General features: G+C 62.9%; 14 protein-coding genes. 10 read left to right on the top strand and 4 right to left on the bottom strand.

Annotation, left to right across the window (positions count from 1 at the left end):
- Nucleotides 1–7 precede the first annotated feature (7 nt).
- The 9 genes from NLY36_RS24855 (at nt 8) to NLY36_RS24815 (ending at nt 9598) form a co-directional block, all read left to right on the top strand.
- Nucleotides 8–1516, top strand: coding sequence for a sugar ABC transporter ATP-binding protein (locus NLY36_RS24855; RefSeq protein ID WP_023696615.1), 1509 nt, complete (start codon nt 8–10; stop codon nt 1514–1516).
- Between the two features lie 106 nt (nt 1517–1622).
- Complete coding sequence (locus NLY36_RS24850) at nt 1623–2387, top strand: SDR family oxidoreductase (RefSeq protein WP_023696616.1); 765 nt, start codon at nt 1623–1625, stop codon at nt 2385–2387.
- A gap of 9 nt (nt 2388–2396) precedes the next feature.
- Complete coding sequence (locus tag NLY36_RS24845; protein ID WP_023735614.1) at nt 2397–3182, top strand: SDR family oxidoreductase; 786 nt, start codon at nt 2397–2399, stop codon at nt 3180–3182.
- Between the two features lie 416 nt (nt 3183–3598).
- Nucleotides 3599–4573 (top strand): ABC transporter substrate-binding protein, encoded by a 975-nt coding sequence (locus NLY36_RS24840; RefSeq protein ID WP_023732157.1) that lies wholly within the window; start codon nt 3599–3601, stop codon nt 4571–4573.
- 70 nt (nt 4574–4643) lie between these two features.
- Entirely contained in the window at nt 4644–5723 is a 1080-nt protein-coding gene (locus NLY36_RS24835) for a quaternary amine ABC transporter ATP-binding protein (RefSeq protein WP_023668534.1), read from the top strand.
- The gene (locus tag NLY36_RS24830) at nt 5720–7699 is read left to right on the top strand and encodes an ABC transporter permease (RefSeq protein ID WP_023735615.1); all 1980 of its coding nucleotides are present in this window, start codon (nt 5720–5722) and stop codon (nt 7697–7699) included. Before NLY36_RS24835 ends, NLY36_RS24830 begins: the two co-directional genes overlap by 4 nt.
- Before the next feature lie 7 nt (nt 7700–7706).
- Complete coding sequence (locus tag NLY36_RS24825; protein WP_023726365.1) at nt 7707–8507, top strand: hypothetical protein; 801 nt, start codon at nt 7707–7709, stop codon at nt 8505–8507.
- A gap of 4 nt (nt 8508–8511) precedes the next feature.
- Nucleotides 8512–8649: a hypothetical protein gene (locus tag NLY36_RS24820; RefSeq protein ID WP_023726364.1), complete on the top strand. Its 138-nt coding sequence runs from the start codon at nt 8512–8514 to the stop codon at nt 8647–8649.
- Nucleotides 8650–8803: 154 nt separating this feature from the next.
- A complete protein-coding gene (locus NLY36_RS24815) occupies nt 8804–9598 on the top strand; it encodes a hypothetical protein (RefSeq protein ID WP_023735616.1) in 795 nt (264 codons plus the stop codon).
- A 41-nt stretch (nt 9599–9639) separates the two neighbouring features.
- Here the strand turns inward: NLY36_RS24815 and NLY36_RS24810 are convergent, their stop codons facing one another.
- Nucleotides 9640–10998 (bottom strand): trimethylamine monooxygenase, encoded by a 1359-nt coding sequence (locus tag NLY36_RS24810; RefSeq protein WP_023709929.1) that lies wholly within the window; start codon nt 10996–10998, stop codon nt 9640–9642.
- Nucleotides 10999–11265: 267 nt separating this feature from the next.
- Between NLY36_RS24810 and NLY36_RS24805 the strand changes: the two genes are divergently transcribed.
- Nucleotides 11266–11976, top strand: coding sequence for a helix-turn-helix domain-containing protein (locus NLY36_RS24805; RefSeq protein ID WP_023687066.1), 711 nt, complete (start codon nt 11266–11268; stop codon nt 11974–11976).
- Between the two features lie 165 nt (nt 11977–12141).
- Here the strand turns inward: NLY36_RS24805 and NLY36_RS24800 are convergent, their stop codons facing one another.
- From NLY36_RS24800 to NLY36_RS24790, 3 genes are read right to left on the bottom strand one after another with little or no spacing between them, the layout of a single operon-like run.
- Entirely contained in the window at nt 12142–13182 is a 1041-nt protein-coding gene (locus tag NLY36_RS24800) for a heme-dependent oxidative N-demethylase family protein (RefSeq protein WP_023735617.1), read from the bottom strand.
- A 9-nt stretch (nt 13183–13191) separates the two neighbouring features.
- Nucleotides 13192–14157: a PDR/VanB family oxidoreductase gene (locus tag NLY36_RS24795; protein ID WP_023687064.1), complete on the bottom strand. Its 966-nt coding sequence runs from the start codon at nt 14155–14157 to the stop codon at nt 13192–13194.
- Complete coding sequence (locus NLY36_RS24790; protein ID WP_023668542.1) at nt 14154–14750, bottom strand: dimethylamine monooxygenase subunit DmmA family protein; 597 nt, start codon at nt 14748–14750, stop codon at nt 14154–14156. The genes NLY36_RS24795 and NLY36_RS24790 overlap by 4 nt, the downstream gene beginning before the upstream one ends.
- Nucleotides 14751–14787 lie beyond the last annotated feature (37 nt).

Below are 14787 nucleotides of genomic sequence, written 5' to 3'. Positions count from 1 at the left end.
CGCCACGATGTCTCCTGATCCTCGCCACAGCGAAAGCCCGCACAACGGGCTCTTCGTCAACGGCCTTTGCAAGAGCTACGGACCGGTCCAGGTCCTGGCCGATGCAAGCTTTGAGGTGCGGCCGGGCGAGGTTGTGGCGCTGCTCGGCGAAAACGGCGCCGGCAAGTCGACGGTGTCCAATATCATCGCCGGCTCGACCCGGCCCGACGCGGGCACCATCATCTGGCGGGGGAAGCCCTATTCCCCCGCCTCGCCTGCCGCGGCAATCGATGCCGGTGTGGGCATGATCCATCAGGAACTGAAGCTGCTGCCGGATCTGTCGGTGGCGGAAAACGTCTATGTCGGGCGCCTGCCGATGCGCGGCGGCCGCATCGACCGCGCAGCGATGAACGCCAAGGCCTCGGCGCAGTTGAAGCGGCTTGGCCTCGACGTCTCGCCCGAGCGCAAGGTGGGCACACTGCGCATCGCCGCCCAGCAACAGGTCGAGATCGCCAAGGCGTTGACGCTCAATGCCGAATTGCTGATCTTCGACGAACCCACCGCAGCGCTCGGCGGCGAGGAAACGGAGCTTTTGTTCCAGCAGATCCGCAAGCTCAAGGCGGAGGGCATGTCCTTCATCTACATCAGCCATCGTCTCGACGAGATCGCGCAGATTGCCGACCGCGTGGTTGTGATGCGCGACGGACGCATCGTCGCCCGCCACGAGCGCGCCGATATTCCCGTGCGCACAGTGGTGGAGCAGATGGTCGGCCGCTCGGTCGAGCGGATGTTCCCGCATCTGTCGCCACCGCGCGAGGAGACGCTGCTCGAGGTCGACAACCTGTCTTCGCCGGAGAAAAGTTTCAACAACGTTTCCTTCTCGGTCAAAGCAGGCGAGATCCTCGGCATTGCCGGGTTGATCGGCGCCGGCCGCACCGAACTGGTGCGGGCGATCGCCGGCGCCGATCCGATCTCGTCGGGCTCGGTGCGCGTTGCCGGCAAACCGGTGCATCTCAGCGGGCCGGCGGCAGCCATCAAGGCCGGCGTCGTGCTGGTGCCGGAAGACCGCAAGGCGCAAGGCGTCGTGCTCGACCAGACCATCGGCGAGAATTTGGCGTTCGGCAATTTCGACCATGTCGCGCCGAAGGGCTGGGTGTTTCCGAAAGCGGTGCAGAAATTCGCCGAAGCCGGCATCGCAAGGCTCGGGGTCAAGGGCAAACCTGGCCAGGCGGTCAGCAAGCTTTCCGGCGGCAACCAGCAGAAGGTGATCATCGCCAAATGGGTGTCACGCCCGCCGAAGGTGTTCATCCTCGATGAGCCGACGCGCGGTATCGATGTCGGTGCGCGCGCAGCGATCTACGACGTCATCGCCGACCTCGCCCGTTCCGGCATGGCGGTGGTGGTGGTGAGCTCCGACCTCGAGGAGGTGCTGGGTCTGTCGCACCGGGTGCTGGTGCTGAGCCGCGGCCGCCAGCGCGGCATTCTCGGCCGCAGCGAGGCCAGCAATGTCGCGGTGATGGAACTCGCCACGAGCTGAGGACAGGAGTCGGAACAAAGCGCAGCAGGTGGTATCCTCCCAAGGACCGGACCGCGCGGGGCGCCAGCAAAGACTGGCGCCCCTTCATTTCAGGAGGGGGAACAACATGAAACTATTCGATCTCAGCGGCGACGCAGCGCTGGTAACAGGCGCCGGCAGCGGCATTGGCCAGGCCATTGCCATCGGGCTCGCCGAAGCCGGCGCCGACATAGCCTGTTTCGGCCATGCCTCGAAAGGCGGGCTGGATGAGACCGCGCACAGGATCGCCGCGCTTGGCCGCAAGGCGGTGGTGCTGACCGGGACGGTGACGTCGGAGGCCGACCTAGCGACCGCAGTCGAGCGCACGGAAAAGGAGCTCGGCGCGCTGACCATCGCCGTCAACAATGCCGGCATTGCAGGAGCCGAGGCCGCCGAGACGCTGTCGCTGGAGAAGTGGCAGAAAATCTACGACGTGAATGTCAGCGGCGTGTTCCTGTCCTGCCAGGCCGAAGCGCGCGCCATGCTTTCACGACGCAAGGGCTCGATCATCAACATCGCCTCCATGTCGGGTTCGATCGTCAATCGCGGCCTGACCCAGGCGCATTACAATTCGTCGAAGGCGGCGGTCATCCACATGTCGAAAAGCCTCGCCATGGAATGGGCCGATCGCGGCCTGCGCGTCAATGTGGTGAGCCCAGGCTACACGCTGACGCCGATGAACAAGCGGCCGGAGGTCGCCGAACAGATCAAAATCTTCGAACGCGACACGCCCATGGGGCGCATGGCGACGCCGGAAGAGATGGTCGGCCCGACCGTGTTCCTGGCCAGCCGCGCCGCGAGTTACGTCACCGGCATCGACCTGATCGTCGATGGCGGTTTTGTCTGCTGGTAAGGAGAAAAGATGCAGAAGCGTTTTGAAGGCAAGACTGCGGTCATCACCGGCGCGAGCGGTGGCATCGGCGCGGCGATGGCGAAGCGCTTCGCCGAGGAAGGTGCCGCGATCGTGGTCAGCGCCATCGATACCCGCGTCGAGGACGTCGCCGCCGGCCTTAAAGCGGGGGGCGCCAAGGTCGCGTCGATGCGCATGGACGTGACCAAGAAGGATGAGGTTACAGCGCTTTACGATCTCGCCGAGAAGGAATTCGGCCGTGTCGACATTTCGGTGCAGAATGCCGGCGTCATCACCATCGCCCGGATCGAGGCGATGACCGAGGCCGAGTGGGACAAGGTGATGGCCGTCAACACCAAGGGCGTGTTCCTGTGCTGCCAGGAAGCGATCGCGCGCATTCGCAAGCATGGCGATGGCGGCCGGCTGATCAACACGGCATCGGGCCAGGCGCGGCAGGGTTTCATCTACACGCCGCACTATGCGGCGTCGAAGTTCGGCGTCGTCGGCATTACCCAGAGCCTGGCCAAGGAAGTGGCCAAGGAAAAGATCACCGTCAACGCCATCTGCCCCGGCATCATCGACACGGACATGTGGGCCTATAATGACGCCGCCTGGGGCAAGCTGATGGGTGACTACAAGCCCGGCGAGCTGATGGCCGAATGGGTGAAGAACATCCCGATGGGGCGCGCCGGCAGCGGCGAGGACGTGTCCGGCCTGGTCAGCTTTCTCGCCAGCGACGACGCCACCTACATCACCGGCCAAACCATCAATGTCGATGGCGGCCTGATCATGTCGTGATTCAGCTCTGGCGGTTGGCAATCGACCAGTCTGAAATTCCGCAGTGCACAGGGCATCAGCCGTTGCGCCGCATGAACGTTGGTATATATAATTTCATCTCATGAAACGGCCTTGGCGAGCTCGCCGGCCTAGACCATGGGACCTTGATGGCTCGTTCGTCTGAGAGCGCCGCTGGAGCGGCGATCGATCTGTTGACGATTGCTCGCGCAGCAATCCATCCGATGCCATGACGCGGGCCCGCCCGGCATCACATAAACACCGAGTCGAGCAACCATTTCGCCTGCGCAAGTTGCGGCCGCGGCACTGGCTTGGTGCGAACGAGCTTGCGTAACGACCCGCCTTTCCAACACAATCAAGAAAAGACGCAAGAAGGGAACGATCAAGAAATTTCCACATGGTTTGACAGGAGAACAAGCATGTCATTTCGCAGTGTGATTTCGAACCTATCAATGGGAGCCTTGGCGCTTGCCACCGCAAGTGCGCTTACATCACCGGTCCACGCAGCAGCACCCGAATCCAACGACCCGATCAAGATCGCGCTGTTCGACTGGACCAGCGTCAATCTCAACGCCAAGATCCTTGGCGGTATCCTCGAAAAGCTCGGCTACACCGTCGAATATCCGACCGCCGACTACCTCTCCAGCCTGACCACCGGTCTCACCAATGGCGACCTCGATGTCGGCCTGGAGTTCTGGGACACGACGGCCGGCGAAGCGATGAAGGCTTCAGACGCCACCGGCCAGACCGAGCGGCTGGGCAAGCTCGGGCCGAAGGCAAAGGAGGAATGGTGGTTTCCCGAATATATGAAGGAGAAATGCCCTGGCCTGCCCAATTGGGAGGCGCTGAAGGACCCGAAATGCGCCGAGGCGTTCTCGACAGCGGAGACGGCGCCGAAGGGCCGCTATCTCGGCGGCCCGGTAACCTGGGAAGGCTTTGACGACGAGCGCGTCGAGGCGCTGAAGCTGCCCTTCACCGTCATCCATGCCGGCACCGACGCGGCGATGTTCGCCGAGTTGGACTCGGCCTATCAGCGCAAGGCGCCGATCATGCTGTGGATCTATTCGCCGCATTGGGCGCCGGCCAAGTACAAGGGCGAGTGGGTCGAATTCCCGGAGTATACGCCCGAGTGCTACACCGACCCGAAATGGGGCACCAACCCGGATGCCAAATATGATTGCGGCAAACCGCATGGCGAAATCTGGAAATACTCCTGGTCCGGCATGAAGGACAAATGGCCGGTCGCCTACAAGGTGGCCAAGGCGTACACGATCGACACCGATGAGCTCAACAAGATGAGCGGCGAGATCGACCTCGGCGGCAAGACGCCCGAAGATGTCGCCGCCGCCTGGATCGCCGCCCACGAAGCAGACTGGAAAGCCTGGGCGCAGTGATCGCCTGACTGGAAGCCAGACCCGGCCCTAGCGGCCGGGTCTTATCTCCATTTTCCAGAAGGACCATTGGATGACGGAAGCGACTGAACCGCAGGCAACTGGCACGCCGGAGGATGTGCGGCCGATAAAGCTTGCCTGCCGTAATGTCTGGAAACTGTTCGGATCGAACGCGGCCAGCTTCATCCGCGAGCGTGACGGCAAGGCCAGCATGGCCGACATCGCCGCGGCCGGACTGGTCGGCGCGGTGCGCGCCGTCGATCTCGAAATCCGCCAGGGCGAGATTTTCATCATTATGGGGCTGTCCGGCTCCGGCAAGTCGACGCTGGTGCGCTGCATGTCGCGGCTGGTCGAGCCGACCCACGGCAAGGTCGAATTCGAAGGCAACGATCTGCTCAAGATTTCCGATTCGGCGCTGATCGAACTGCGGCGCCATCGCATGGGCATGGTGTTCCAGAATTTCGCGCTGCTGCCGCATCTGAACGTGCTGGAGAACATTGCCTTCCCGCTGAGTATCCAGGGCCAAGACCGGCCGACGCGCGAAGCGAGAGCGCGGGAGGTGATCGATCTCGTGGGCTTACGCGGCCGCGAGCATTTCTATCCGCGCGAACTCTCCGGCGGCCAGCAGCAGCGCGTCGGCATTGCCCGCAGCCTCGCGACCAAGCCGGAGATCTGGTTCCTCGACGAGCCGTTCTCGGCGCTTGACCCATTGATCCGCCGCGAGATGCAGGACGAGCTGATGCGGCTGCAGACCATGCTGCACAAGACCATCGTTTTCATCACCCATGATTTCGACGAGGCGATCAGGCTGGCCGACCGCATCGCCATCATGAAGGACGGCGAGGTCATCCAGATCGGCACACCGGAGCAACTGGTGGTCAATCCGGCGACCGACTATGTCGCCGAATTCACCCGGGATGTCGACCGCGCCAAGGTGATTTCGGCGCGCAGCCTGATGCGTGCCCTGGATGGCTCCGAGCATGGCGGCACGGTTTCGCCCGACGCCAGGATCGCCAGCTTCTCGGCCAGCATCGTCGCTTCGGGAAAACCGTTCGCGGTGGTCAACGGCAGCGGCAAGTCGATCGGCGAGGTGACGCCGCAAGCCGTGATCGGACTGCTGGCCGGCATCGACAAGCAAAGAGCCGGCGCATGACGGTGACTGCAAGCGCCAGCCAAACGAGGCCACCGGTTCAGCGCTGGCTGCTGATCTGGGCGCTGGCGCTGGCCGCCGTGCTGGTGGTATTCCTGCTGCAGGAGAGGCTGCCATGGGCGGTCGACTATCCGGCCGATGCGGTCGTTCCCGTCGCCGACTGGGTCAGTGCGCTGATGCGCTGGATCAAGTCGAACTTGTCCTGGCTGACCCGCTCGATCACCGCGGTGCTCGGCGTTCCCCTCGATTTCGCGCTCGACCTGCTGGCCAAGAATTTCAAGATTGGTCACGGTGCCGATGCCTATGTCCTGCCGCGCCTGTCCTGGATCGGCGTCTGCGTAGCCGCCTTCATCGCCGGGCACGCCGTGGGCGGTAGAAAACTCGGCATGCTGGTCGGCGGCTGCTTCCTCTACACCGCGCTGTTCGGCCAGTGGACCAGCGCCATGCTGACACTGGCACTGATTTCCATCGCGGTGCCGTTCTGCATCGTCACCGGCCTGTTCGCCGGCATCTGGGCGTGGCGCAAGCCATGGGCCGAGCGGCTGATCATCTCCCCTGCCCTCGATTTGATGCAGACCATCCCGACCTTCGCCTATCTCATCCCGATGCTGCTCCTGTTCGGCAACAGCCCGGTCTCGGCGATGATCGCCACCGCCATCTTCGCCACGCCGCCCATGGTGCGGGCAACGATGCTGGGTCTGTCGCGGGTGCCCTCCGAGATCGACGATTTCTCAGAGATGGCCGGCTGCACGGCGCGGCAGAAATTGTGGCGCGTGCAGCTGCCGTCGGCGCGGCCGACACTGATGATCGGCGTCAACCAGGTGATCATGCTGGCGCTGAACATGGTGATCATCGCCTCGATGATCGGCGCCGGCGGCCTCGGCTATGATGTGCTGCTGGCGCTGCGTGCGCTGAAGGTCGGCGAAGCGATGGAAGCCGGGCTCGCCATTGTGGCGCTCGCAATCGCGCTCGACCGGCTGAGCCAGGCGATCGCGCATAAGCAGGCAAAAGGCCACGTTCAACGGCAGGCGAACCAGAGCGTTTGGCGGCGCTATCCCAATCTGTCGCTGGCCATCGCCATCCTGGTCGTGACGACGCTGCTCGGCCTGTTCGTACCGGCCTTCGCAGCGGTGCCGAAGGAGATCACCTTCACCACCGCGCCACTGTGGAAGGCGGCGGTGAGCTGGGTGACGATCAACTTCTTCGACGTGATCGAAGCGTTTCGCGTGGCGCTCATCCTCAATGTACTGAACCCGCTGCGCGCCTTCTGCGAAGGCTTTCCGTGGCTCGGCGCGGTGGCCCTGCTCGGCCTCGCCGGCTATCAGCTCAGTGGCCTGCGTTTGGCCGCCCTTGTCGCGGCGCTGACCGCCTTCTGCGCCGTCACCGGCCTTTGGGAAAAGACTATGGCCACAGTCTATCTCTGCGGCATCTCGGCCTTCATCGCCTGCCTGATCGGCATTCCGATCGGTCTCGCGGCCGCCCGCAGCGACCGCTTCGAAAAGATCGTCACGCCCATCATCGACACGCTGCAGGTGCTGCCGTCCTTCTGCTTCATCATTCCCGTGGTGATGCTGTTCCGGGTCGGCGACGTCACCGCCATGATCGCAACGGTCGCGTTCGCCGTGGTGCCAGCGATCCGCTACACCAATCACGGCATCCGGCAAGTGCCGCCGGCGCTGATCGAGGCGGCGAAGGTTTCCGGCTGCACGCCGCGCCAGACCTTCTTTCGCGTGCAATTGCCGCTGGCGCTTCCCGAAATCATGCTGGGCGTCAACCAGACGATCCTGATGGCGCTGGCGATGATCATCATCTGCGCCATGGTCGGCACACGCGACCTCGGCCAGGAAGTCTTCATCGCGCTGTCCAAGGCCGATTCCGGACGCGGCATTGTCGCGGGTCTCGCCATCGCTTTCATCGGCATCGTCGCAGACCGGCTGTTCAATGCCTGGACGGCGAAGGCGCGGGCAAGACTAGGATAATTGTTGAATGTCCAATCCCGGCGAACCGCCTTTTGCCGTACTCGTCTTCGACATGGCCAAGACCGGCGAGCCGGACGGGGAGCACGTAGTTTCGGGGTTTGAGACGCTGGAGGCGGCGACGTCCTACGCCATTGCGCGGGTTCGCGCCTCGGTGGAGGAGTTGCGCAAGCCCGGCATCGCCACTGCTGAGCTTCGCCAGCTCTGGCACCTCTATGGCGAAGACTGTTCGGTGCTGAACGCCGGAGTGCGCGGCAGCGATCTACTCGACGATTTCATTGCGACGCCGTCGATGCCGGCCGAATGCAACTGGCAAGTTCTCGCGCCAAGGCTGCGCCGCTTCCGCGCCTCGCTGCTGATCTCCAACGGCAACAACGAATCCGTCTGGGCGGGCGGCTTCTTTCGCTCGACCTACAGGCTGACGCGAGACGGCCTCCTCGAGCGCTTTGGCGACGACGCCATTGCCGCCTTCAAGGCCAAGGGGATCGAGCCGGCGGAGCCGACGAAGCTCATGGTCGCCAATTACTTCGAGCTTCCCGACCCGCCCTACCCGCCGCCAGGCGTGACGCTGCGATCCTGGAAGGTCGAGGTCGGTTTTGTCTGCCATGACGTGAAGTTCGGCGGCGACGCCGCCGGAATCTTCGCCTGGCCGCAAGAGCCCACCGACTGGGCGCTCAGAACCATGCAGTTCCTGCTGATGGCCGACATGATGGCCATGCGCGGCGATGGCCCCGACTGGGCCAACGACTGCGAGATACTAACCGCCAAGGTGACCGAGACGGAGGCGCCTCCCGACTATCCGCTGGATTGAAGTGATGATCATCACCTGCCCCGTGGCCGGCACACGCGATCTCGGCCAGGAAGTGTTGGTCGCACTGTCCAAAGTCGCGGCATTGTCGCGGGCTGGCAACAACCTGCCATCGACATCATCGCGGTCGGTCTTCGACCCCTGAGCCGCGAAAGCTCAAGCACGGCTCGGATAGACGGTTTCGCCTCTTCTGGAGTTCGCCTCTTCTGGAAATGGCAGGCCGCGCTCCAGCTCTTGACTTTGACGCATTTTCGCGCGGAAAGCTGCTTCATCCTCGACCAGCCTGAGCTTGCTGCCGAATGCCCGATCAGCGCAAACCGCCTTTTACTGTCATCGTCTTCGACATGGCCAAAACCGGCGAGCATGTGGTTTCGGGGTTTGAGACGTTGGATGCGGCTACGTCCTACGCGATTGCTCGGGTTCGCGCCTCGGTGGAAGAGCTGCGCAAGCCTGGCATCGCAGCAGCCGAGCTCCGGCGGCACTGGCATATCCATGGTGAGGATTGCACGGTGCTGAACGCCAATGTGCGCGGCAGCGATCTGCTTGACGATTTCATCGCGACGCCGGGGACACCGGCCGAATGCGACTGGCGGGCGCTGGCGCCACGACTGCGCCGTTTCTACGCCGCTGTGAACGTCTTCAACAACGATGGCAAATCTATCCGGGTCAGCGGCTTTTTCCGCGCGACCTACCGGTTATGGCACGCTGGCCTGCTCGCACGATTTGGCGACGACGCCATCGCCTCCTTCAAAGCCAAAGGCATCACGCCGGCAGTGCCGACGAGAGTCTCGGTCGACCATCACTTCGAGCAGCCCGATCCGCCGCGCCCGCCGCTCAGCGATATCAGGCCGTTGCTGTCGTGGAAGGTCGAGATCGATTTCGGATGCACCGATGTGAGGTTCGGCGCCAAAACCGACGGCGTCTTCGCCTGGCCCGAGGAGCCGACCGGCCGGGCACTCAACGACATGACACATCTGCTGATGGCTGACAGGCTGTCTATGTACGGCACCGGCCCGGAGGGTGCCTATTATAGCGAATTGGTGTGGGTCAAGGTGACGGAGACCGATGCGGCTCCCGACTACCCTCTGAATTGAAACTGGGCCGGTGCCGGCGCATTGTTTTGCATCACGCCGACCTATTCCGCCGCCACGCCCTTCACCTGGAGATAGCTTTCCATCGAGTCGTCCAGCGCCTGCAGCCAGGGCGTATGGTGCAATGGCGCCATGGTGCCGGTCATCAGCGAGCGGTAGGCGTGGTCGCGAAAGCTCATAATGTCTTCCGCCTTGTGGTGCTCCCATTCCATGAAGGTCTGGTTGACCGCCTCGACGTCGAAGCCGGGATAGTCGGTCTGGTCCATCAGTTCCTTGGTGTAGTCGCCCTGGAACCAGATCATCTGCTCGGCGTCTTCCAGCGTCTCTTCGCGTGCCCGCCACTTGGCGCCGTGCTCGGCCATCGCCTGTCCCGACGGCAGCTTGATGCGGCCCATGATGACGTCACGGGCGAACCAGGCCTGGGCGTCGAACATGTTGAAAGTGTAGAACTGGTCCTGCATGCCGATATAGGACAGTTTCGGGTTCTTCTCCCACACGACGCCCTCATAGAGCCCGTCCGGCCACATGCGGTTGGCGGTCTTCAGCTTCAGCTCTTCCGTGAGGAACGGGAAGGAATGCAGATAGCCGGTGCACAGGATGATGGCGTCGACATCTTTTGTGGTGCCGTCCTTGAAGTGCGCCGTCTTGCCGACGACCTTCTGCAGCAGCGGCACTTCCTTCCAGTTCTCCGGCCATTTGAACCCCATCGGCTTGGAGCGGTAGCTGGAGGTGATCGATCTGGCGCCGTATTTGTAGCATTGCGAGCCGATGTCCTCGGCAGAATAGGAGCGGCCGATGATCAGTATGTCCTTGCCCTTGAACTCCATGGCGTCGCGAAAATCATGGCTGTGCAGGATACGGCCGTTGAAGGTCGAAAAGCCTTCGAAATAGGGAACGTTGGGAACCGAGAAATGCCCGGAAGCGACGACGACATTGTCGAACTCTTCGGAGTAGGTGACGTCGTTGGTGCGGTCATGCGCGGTGACAGTGAATTTCCTGCTCTCGTCCGAGAAGGTGACCATGCGCACCGGGCTGTTGAAGCGCACCCATTTGCGCAGGCCTGATTTCTCGACGCGACCCTTGATGTAATCCCACAAAACGGCGCGCGGCGGGTAGGATCCGATCGGGCGGCCGAAATGCTCCTCGAACGTATAGTCGGCGAATTCCAGGCATTCCTTCGGTCCGTTCGACCAGAGGTAGCGGTACATCGAGCCGTGGACGGGGTCGCCATGCTCGTCGAGGCCGGTGCGCCAGGTGTAGTTCCACAGGCCGCCCCAGTCCGACTGCTTTTCGAAGCAGACGATTTCGGGGATCTCGGCGCCCTTGTCGGCAGCCGACTTGAAGGCCCTGAGCTGGGCCAGACCGGATGGCCCCGCTCCAATGACGGCAACGCGCGTTTTCATGGCAGGCCTCCCGGTGTCATTCGATTTTTGGAATTGCTCTTACGAAACAAATTTCACTCACAGGACAGTAATTGCCTCTTGGATGCTGTCAACAGGCCTTGTGGAGAAACCGCGTTTCGCCCCAGCGGATTTCCGGAAAAACGGATGACGGCGTAAATCCTGTTCGGACACCATTCGACTTAAGGGGCTTGCTGCGCGGTTGCGTTTCTGTATCGGCACCGAATATGTTCACCTGGAGTGAAATAATCAGGGGGATTCGGAGGCGAGATGGCGAAGACAAGTTCCGACTCCAAGACTGCTTCGACAAGGGCAAAGCCACCGGCAAAGGCCTCCGTGGACGGAAAAACCATCCGCGCGCCGCTGACGCAGAACCCGCATGCCATTCGCGACACCCGCGAAAAAGTGCTGGAGGTGGCGATCGGGCGCGAGGTGCGCGCCTTCCGCAAGAAGCTCGGCATCACCGTCGCCGATCTCGCCGTCGCCACCGATATTTCGCTGGGCATGCTGTCGAAGATCGAGAACGGCATCACCTCGCCGTCGCTGACCACACTGCAGGCGCTGTCGAGGGCGCTCGGCGTTCCCGTCACCGCCTTCTTCCGCCGATTCGAGGAAGAGCGCAGCGCCGTCTTCGTCAAGGCCGGCGAAGGGCTAGATGTCGAACGCCGCGGCACCCGCGCCGGCCATCAATACAATCTGCTCGGCCATATCGGCTCCAACACCAGCGGCGTCGTCGTCGAGCCGTATCTGATTACGCTGACCGAGGATTCGGATGTGTTCCCGACCTTCCAGCATGAGGGCATGGAATTCCTCTATATGCTGGAGGGCGAGGTGGTGTACCGGCACGGCAGCAACCTCTATCCGATGAAGCCGGGCGACAGCCTGTTCTTCGACGCCGACGCGCCGCACGGGCCGGAGCAACTGACGAAACTTCCGATGCGGTATCTGTCGATTATTTGCTATCCGCAGAGCGCGGGGTAGTCGGACCGCCGCAGCCCCCTCACCCGGATTGCCAAGGCCGAATTGCAAGAGCAATTCGGGGCAATCCGACCTCTCCCCGAGGGGAGAGGAGTCTGGCGTCGGCGCTGGCGATCTCTTCTCCGCTCGGGGAGAAGGTGGCCGCGCAGCGGCCGGATGAGGGGGCCTTTAGTCCGGCCCGAACCCCGGTGACGTCGCACTGCCATCATCCAGCTTCGACAGCCATTCCACCAATGTCGGCCGATACCGCGTCAGGCCCTTGTAGGTGGCCAGCTCTTCCGGCAAATCCCGGATCACCCGGTGCAGTCGCCTTGCCCATTTCGGCTGTGTCACCAGTTCGTCCATCTTGATGAGATAGCAGCGGATCGGGAAGACGATGCCGTTCGAGCGCGGCAGCCGCCAGAAGCTTTGCAGTTCGACGCGCAGATGCACCTTGTCGGCGACATTTTCGGGCGTTACCGTCGCGCGGTCCGGGCCCCATTTGTGGTAATTCTCCGGACTGGTGTCGAGGCGCGGGTTTATGGTCATCGTCCAGTTCAGCCGCCGCGCCGGCTTGCCCTGCTGGATGTTGGTGAGGAACTTCAGCGCCCTGACGAAAATGCCCTTTTCATGCGCCAACGGCACCGGCGCGTGCCATTCGAAGAAATTCATGCCGATGTCGAAATCGAGCGACCAGTCGGCCTGAGTGGTGACCATGCCGGCGTCCATCCAAAGATTGCCGTCGCGCTGATCGAGAATGCAGAAATCACCCTGGCTCTGGCGGGTGATGTACTCCATCGGCCCGTAAGGCAGTGTCGAGGTGTCGCCGAAGGTGAAGGTGTCGTCGATGCCGAGCGGCCGGTTGATCCAGCGCCAGCGGTCGCCGTCGCGGGTCAGGGTGAAATGCTCGGGATAGCCAAGTGCCTGTTGCTCCATCAAAAGTTCGAGCAGGTCCCAGCCGGCCAGCGTCATATGCGGCAGCGACTGGCAGCGCAGCGGATCGTCGGCCAGCACCAGTGCACGGTCCTGCATCTCGGCGACATAGTGCTCGTCGACGTCGATCAGGTTTTCCAGAACGCTGCCCTTGGGGCCAACCACATGCGGCTCGATGTTGACCGCATACATGTAGGCGTCTTCGTGGAACGGGAACGGAAACCGCCTGATGTGTTCCGGGCTGTTCCTGAAGGTGAAATCGTCGCGAAACGTTTCCTTGCGAAAGGTGATGCCCAAGCTGGCCTCCTATCTTTCCAGGACCAGCGACTTGCCTTCGAAGCGCGACACGCACGGCATGATCTTGCAGCCGGAACGATGGTCTTCCTCGCTGAGCCAGTGGTCGTTGTGGATGAACTTGCCGTCATACGAGACGACGTTGGTCTCGCACTGGCCGCAGACACCGCCGCGGCAGAGATAGGGCGGATCGACGCCGGCGGCCTCGATCGCTTCGAGCAGGCTCTGCTGCTCGCCGACGCGGATGGTCTTGCCGCTGACGGCAAGTGTGACGTCGAACGGCAGGCCGGGCTGGGGTGCCGCGAAATGCTCGTAGTGCACGGTCTCCGCCGGCCAGCCGAGAGCCGCAGCGCGCTCGCGCACCCAGTTGATCATGCCGGCCGGGCCGCAGACATAGAGATGGGTGCCGAGCGGCTGCGAGGACAAGAGACGGTCGAGTTCGATGCGCTCGTCGCGGTCGTCGTGATAGAGCCGGACGCGACGGCCATAGCGCTCCTGCAGCACATCGGCATAGGTGCCGAGCGAGGCGGTGCGGCAGGTGTAGTGCAGCTCGAAATTGCCGCCGGACCCGGCGAGCTGCGCGGTCTGCGCCATGAACGGCGTGATCCCGATGCCGCCGGCAAGCATCAGATGCTTCTTTGCCCTGAGGTCGAGCGAGAACAGATTGACGGGGTAGCTGACCACCATCTCCAGGCCAGGCTTGACGCTCCGGTGCATGAACAACGAGCCGCCGCGGCCGACATCGTCGCGGCGCACCGAGATGGTGTATTCGCGGGTGTCGAGCGGCGATCCCATCAGCGAATAGGGATTGAGCCTTGTGCGGTCGCCATCGCGCATCTCGACCACGACATGGGCGCCGCCGGAAAAGGTCGGCAAAAGCTCACCGTCACGGCGGCGGAAATGGAAGCGCGTCACCAGTTCGTTGACCGGGACGACGTCGCTGACGACGACATCGAGCTTGGTGGTGCCGGTGCTCATGGGAAGACCTCCTCTATGGGAGGGATCTCCGAGCGATCCTCGGCATTTATGCAGACGCCCTGGAATGCTGCCAGCCGTCGCGAATAATGATCGCGCACCAGAAGCAGCAGGCCGCAATGCGCGCAGGTGGCCGGCTGCGTCGTCACATTTTCGGTGATGCCTTTGCAATGCACGCACTGCATGCGCCGCGCCAATGAGCCGCGATGCTCGGTCTGCATGGAGGTATGATCGATGCCGGCTTCGAGCGCCACCTGCATGGCCTGGCCGATCAGCCCTTCGGTGCCGGCGAGATAGAGGCGCAGGCCCATATGCGCGTTGGCAAGCGTCTGCTTCAGCCGGGGCAGCAGGCTGGCGAAGGTTGGCGCGACATGAAATTGCGCGGACTTCAGTGCCTCAAGAGCGGCAACGTGCTTGCCGTCGGCCCCGGGAATGAAGACGATTTCGGCGCCGTCGAAGAAGCCGGGGGGCGCCGTCCTTGCCATATCGACGATCGCCAGCGCGCCTTCCGCATCCGCCACGAAAAGATGATGCTTGCCGGGCTGCGGGGACAGGGTTCCGTAAATGGGCCGGCTGATGATCGTTTTGGCTGCCATTCTCTACTTCGTACCTCGAAACCCCTCGCTGTCGATT

Source organism: Mesorhizobium sp. C399B, assembly GCF_030323185.1.
Taxonomy (GTDB): Bacteria; Pseudomonadota; Alphaproteobacteria; order Rhizobiales; family Rhizobiaceae; genus Mesorhizobium.
The sequence above is the reverse complement of the archived record's forward strand: the minus strand, read 5'-3'. Positions and strand labels throughout refer to the sequence as shown.

What these genes read in the sequence shown, in the direction of transcription:
- NLY36_RS24855 (WP_023696615.1), top strand. Translation starts at nt 8, where the DNA reads ATGTCTCCTGATCCTCGCCACAGCGAAAGCCCGCACAACGGGCTCTTC.
- NLY36_RS24850 (WP_023696616.1), top strand. Translation starts at nt 1,623, where the DNA reads ATGAAACTATTCGATCTCAGCGGCGACGCAGCGCTGGTAACAGGCGCC.
- NLY36_RS24845 (WP_023735614.1), top strand. Translation starts at nt 2,397, where the DNA reads ATGCAGAAGCGTTTTGAAGGCAAGACTGCGGTCATCACCGGCGCGAGC.
- NLY36_RS24840 (WP_023732157.1), top strand. Translation starts at nt 3,599, where the DNA reads ATGTCATTTCGCAGTGTGATTTCGAACCTATCAATGGGAGCCTTGGCG.
- NLY36_RS24835 (WP_023668534.1), top strand. Translation starts at nt 4,644, where the DNA reads ATGACGGAAGCGACTGAACCGCAGGCAACTGGCACGCCGGAGGATGTG.
- NLY36_RS24830 (WP_023735615.1), top strand. Translation starts at nt 5,720, where the DNA reads ATGACGGTGACTGCAAGCGCCAGCCAAACGAGGCCACCGGTTCAGCGC.
- NLY36_RS24825 (WP_023726365.1), top strand. Translation starts at nt 7,707, where the DNA reads ATGTCCAATCCCGGCGAACCGCCTTTTGCCGTACTCGTCTTCGACATG.
- NLY36_RS24820 (WP_023726364.1), top strand. Translation starts at nt 8,512, where the DNA reads ATGATCATCACCTGCCCCGTGGCCGGCACACGCGATCTCGGCCAGGAA.
- NLY36_RS24815 (WP_023735616.1), top strand. Translation starts at nt 8,804, where the DNA reads ATGCCCGATCAGCGCAAACCGCCTTTTACTGTCATCGTCTTCGACATG.
- NLY36_RS24810 (WP_023709929.1), bottom strand. Translation starts at nt 10,998, where the DNA reads ATGAAAACGCGCGTTGCCGTCATTGGAGCGGGGCCATCCGGTCTGGCC.
- NLY36_RS24805 (WP_023687066.1), top strand. Translation starts at nt 11,266, where the DNA reads ATGGCGAAGACAAGTTCCGACTCCAAGACTGCTTCGACAAGGGCAAAG.
- NLY36_RS24795 (WP_023687064.1), bottom strand. Translation starts at nt 14,157, where the DNA reads ATGAGCACCGGCACCACCAAGCTCGATGTCGTCGTCAGCGACGTCGTC.
- NLY36_RS24790 (WP_023668542.1), bottom strand. Translation starts at nt 14,750, where the DNA reads ATGGCAGCCAAAACGATCATCAGCCGGCCCATTTACGGAACCCTGTCC.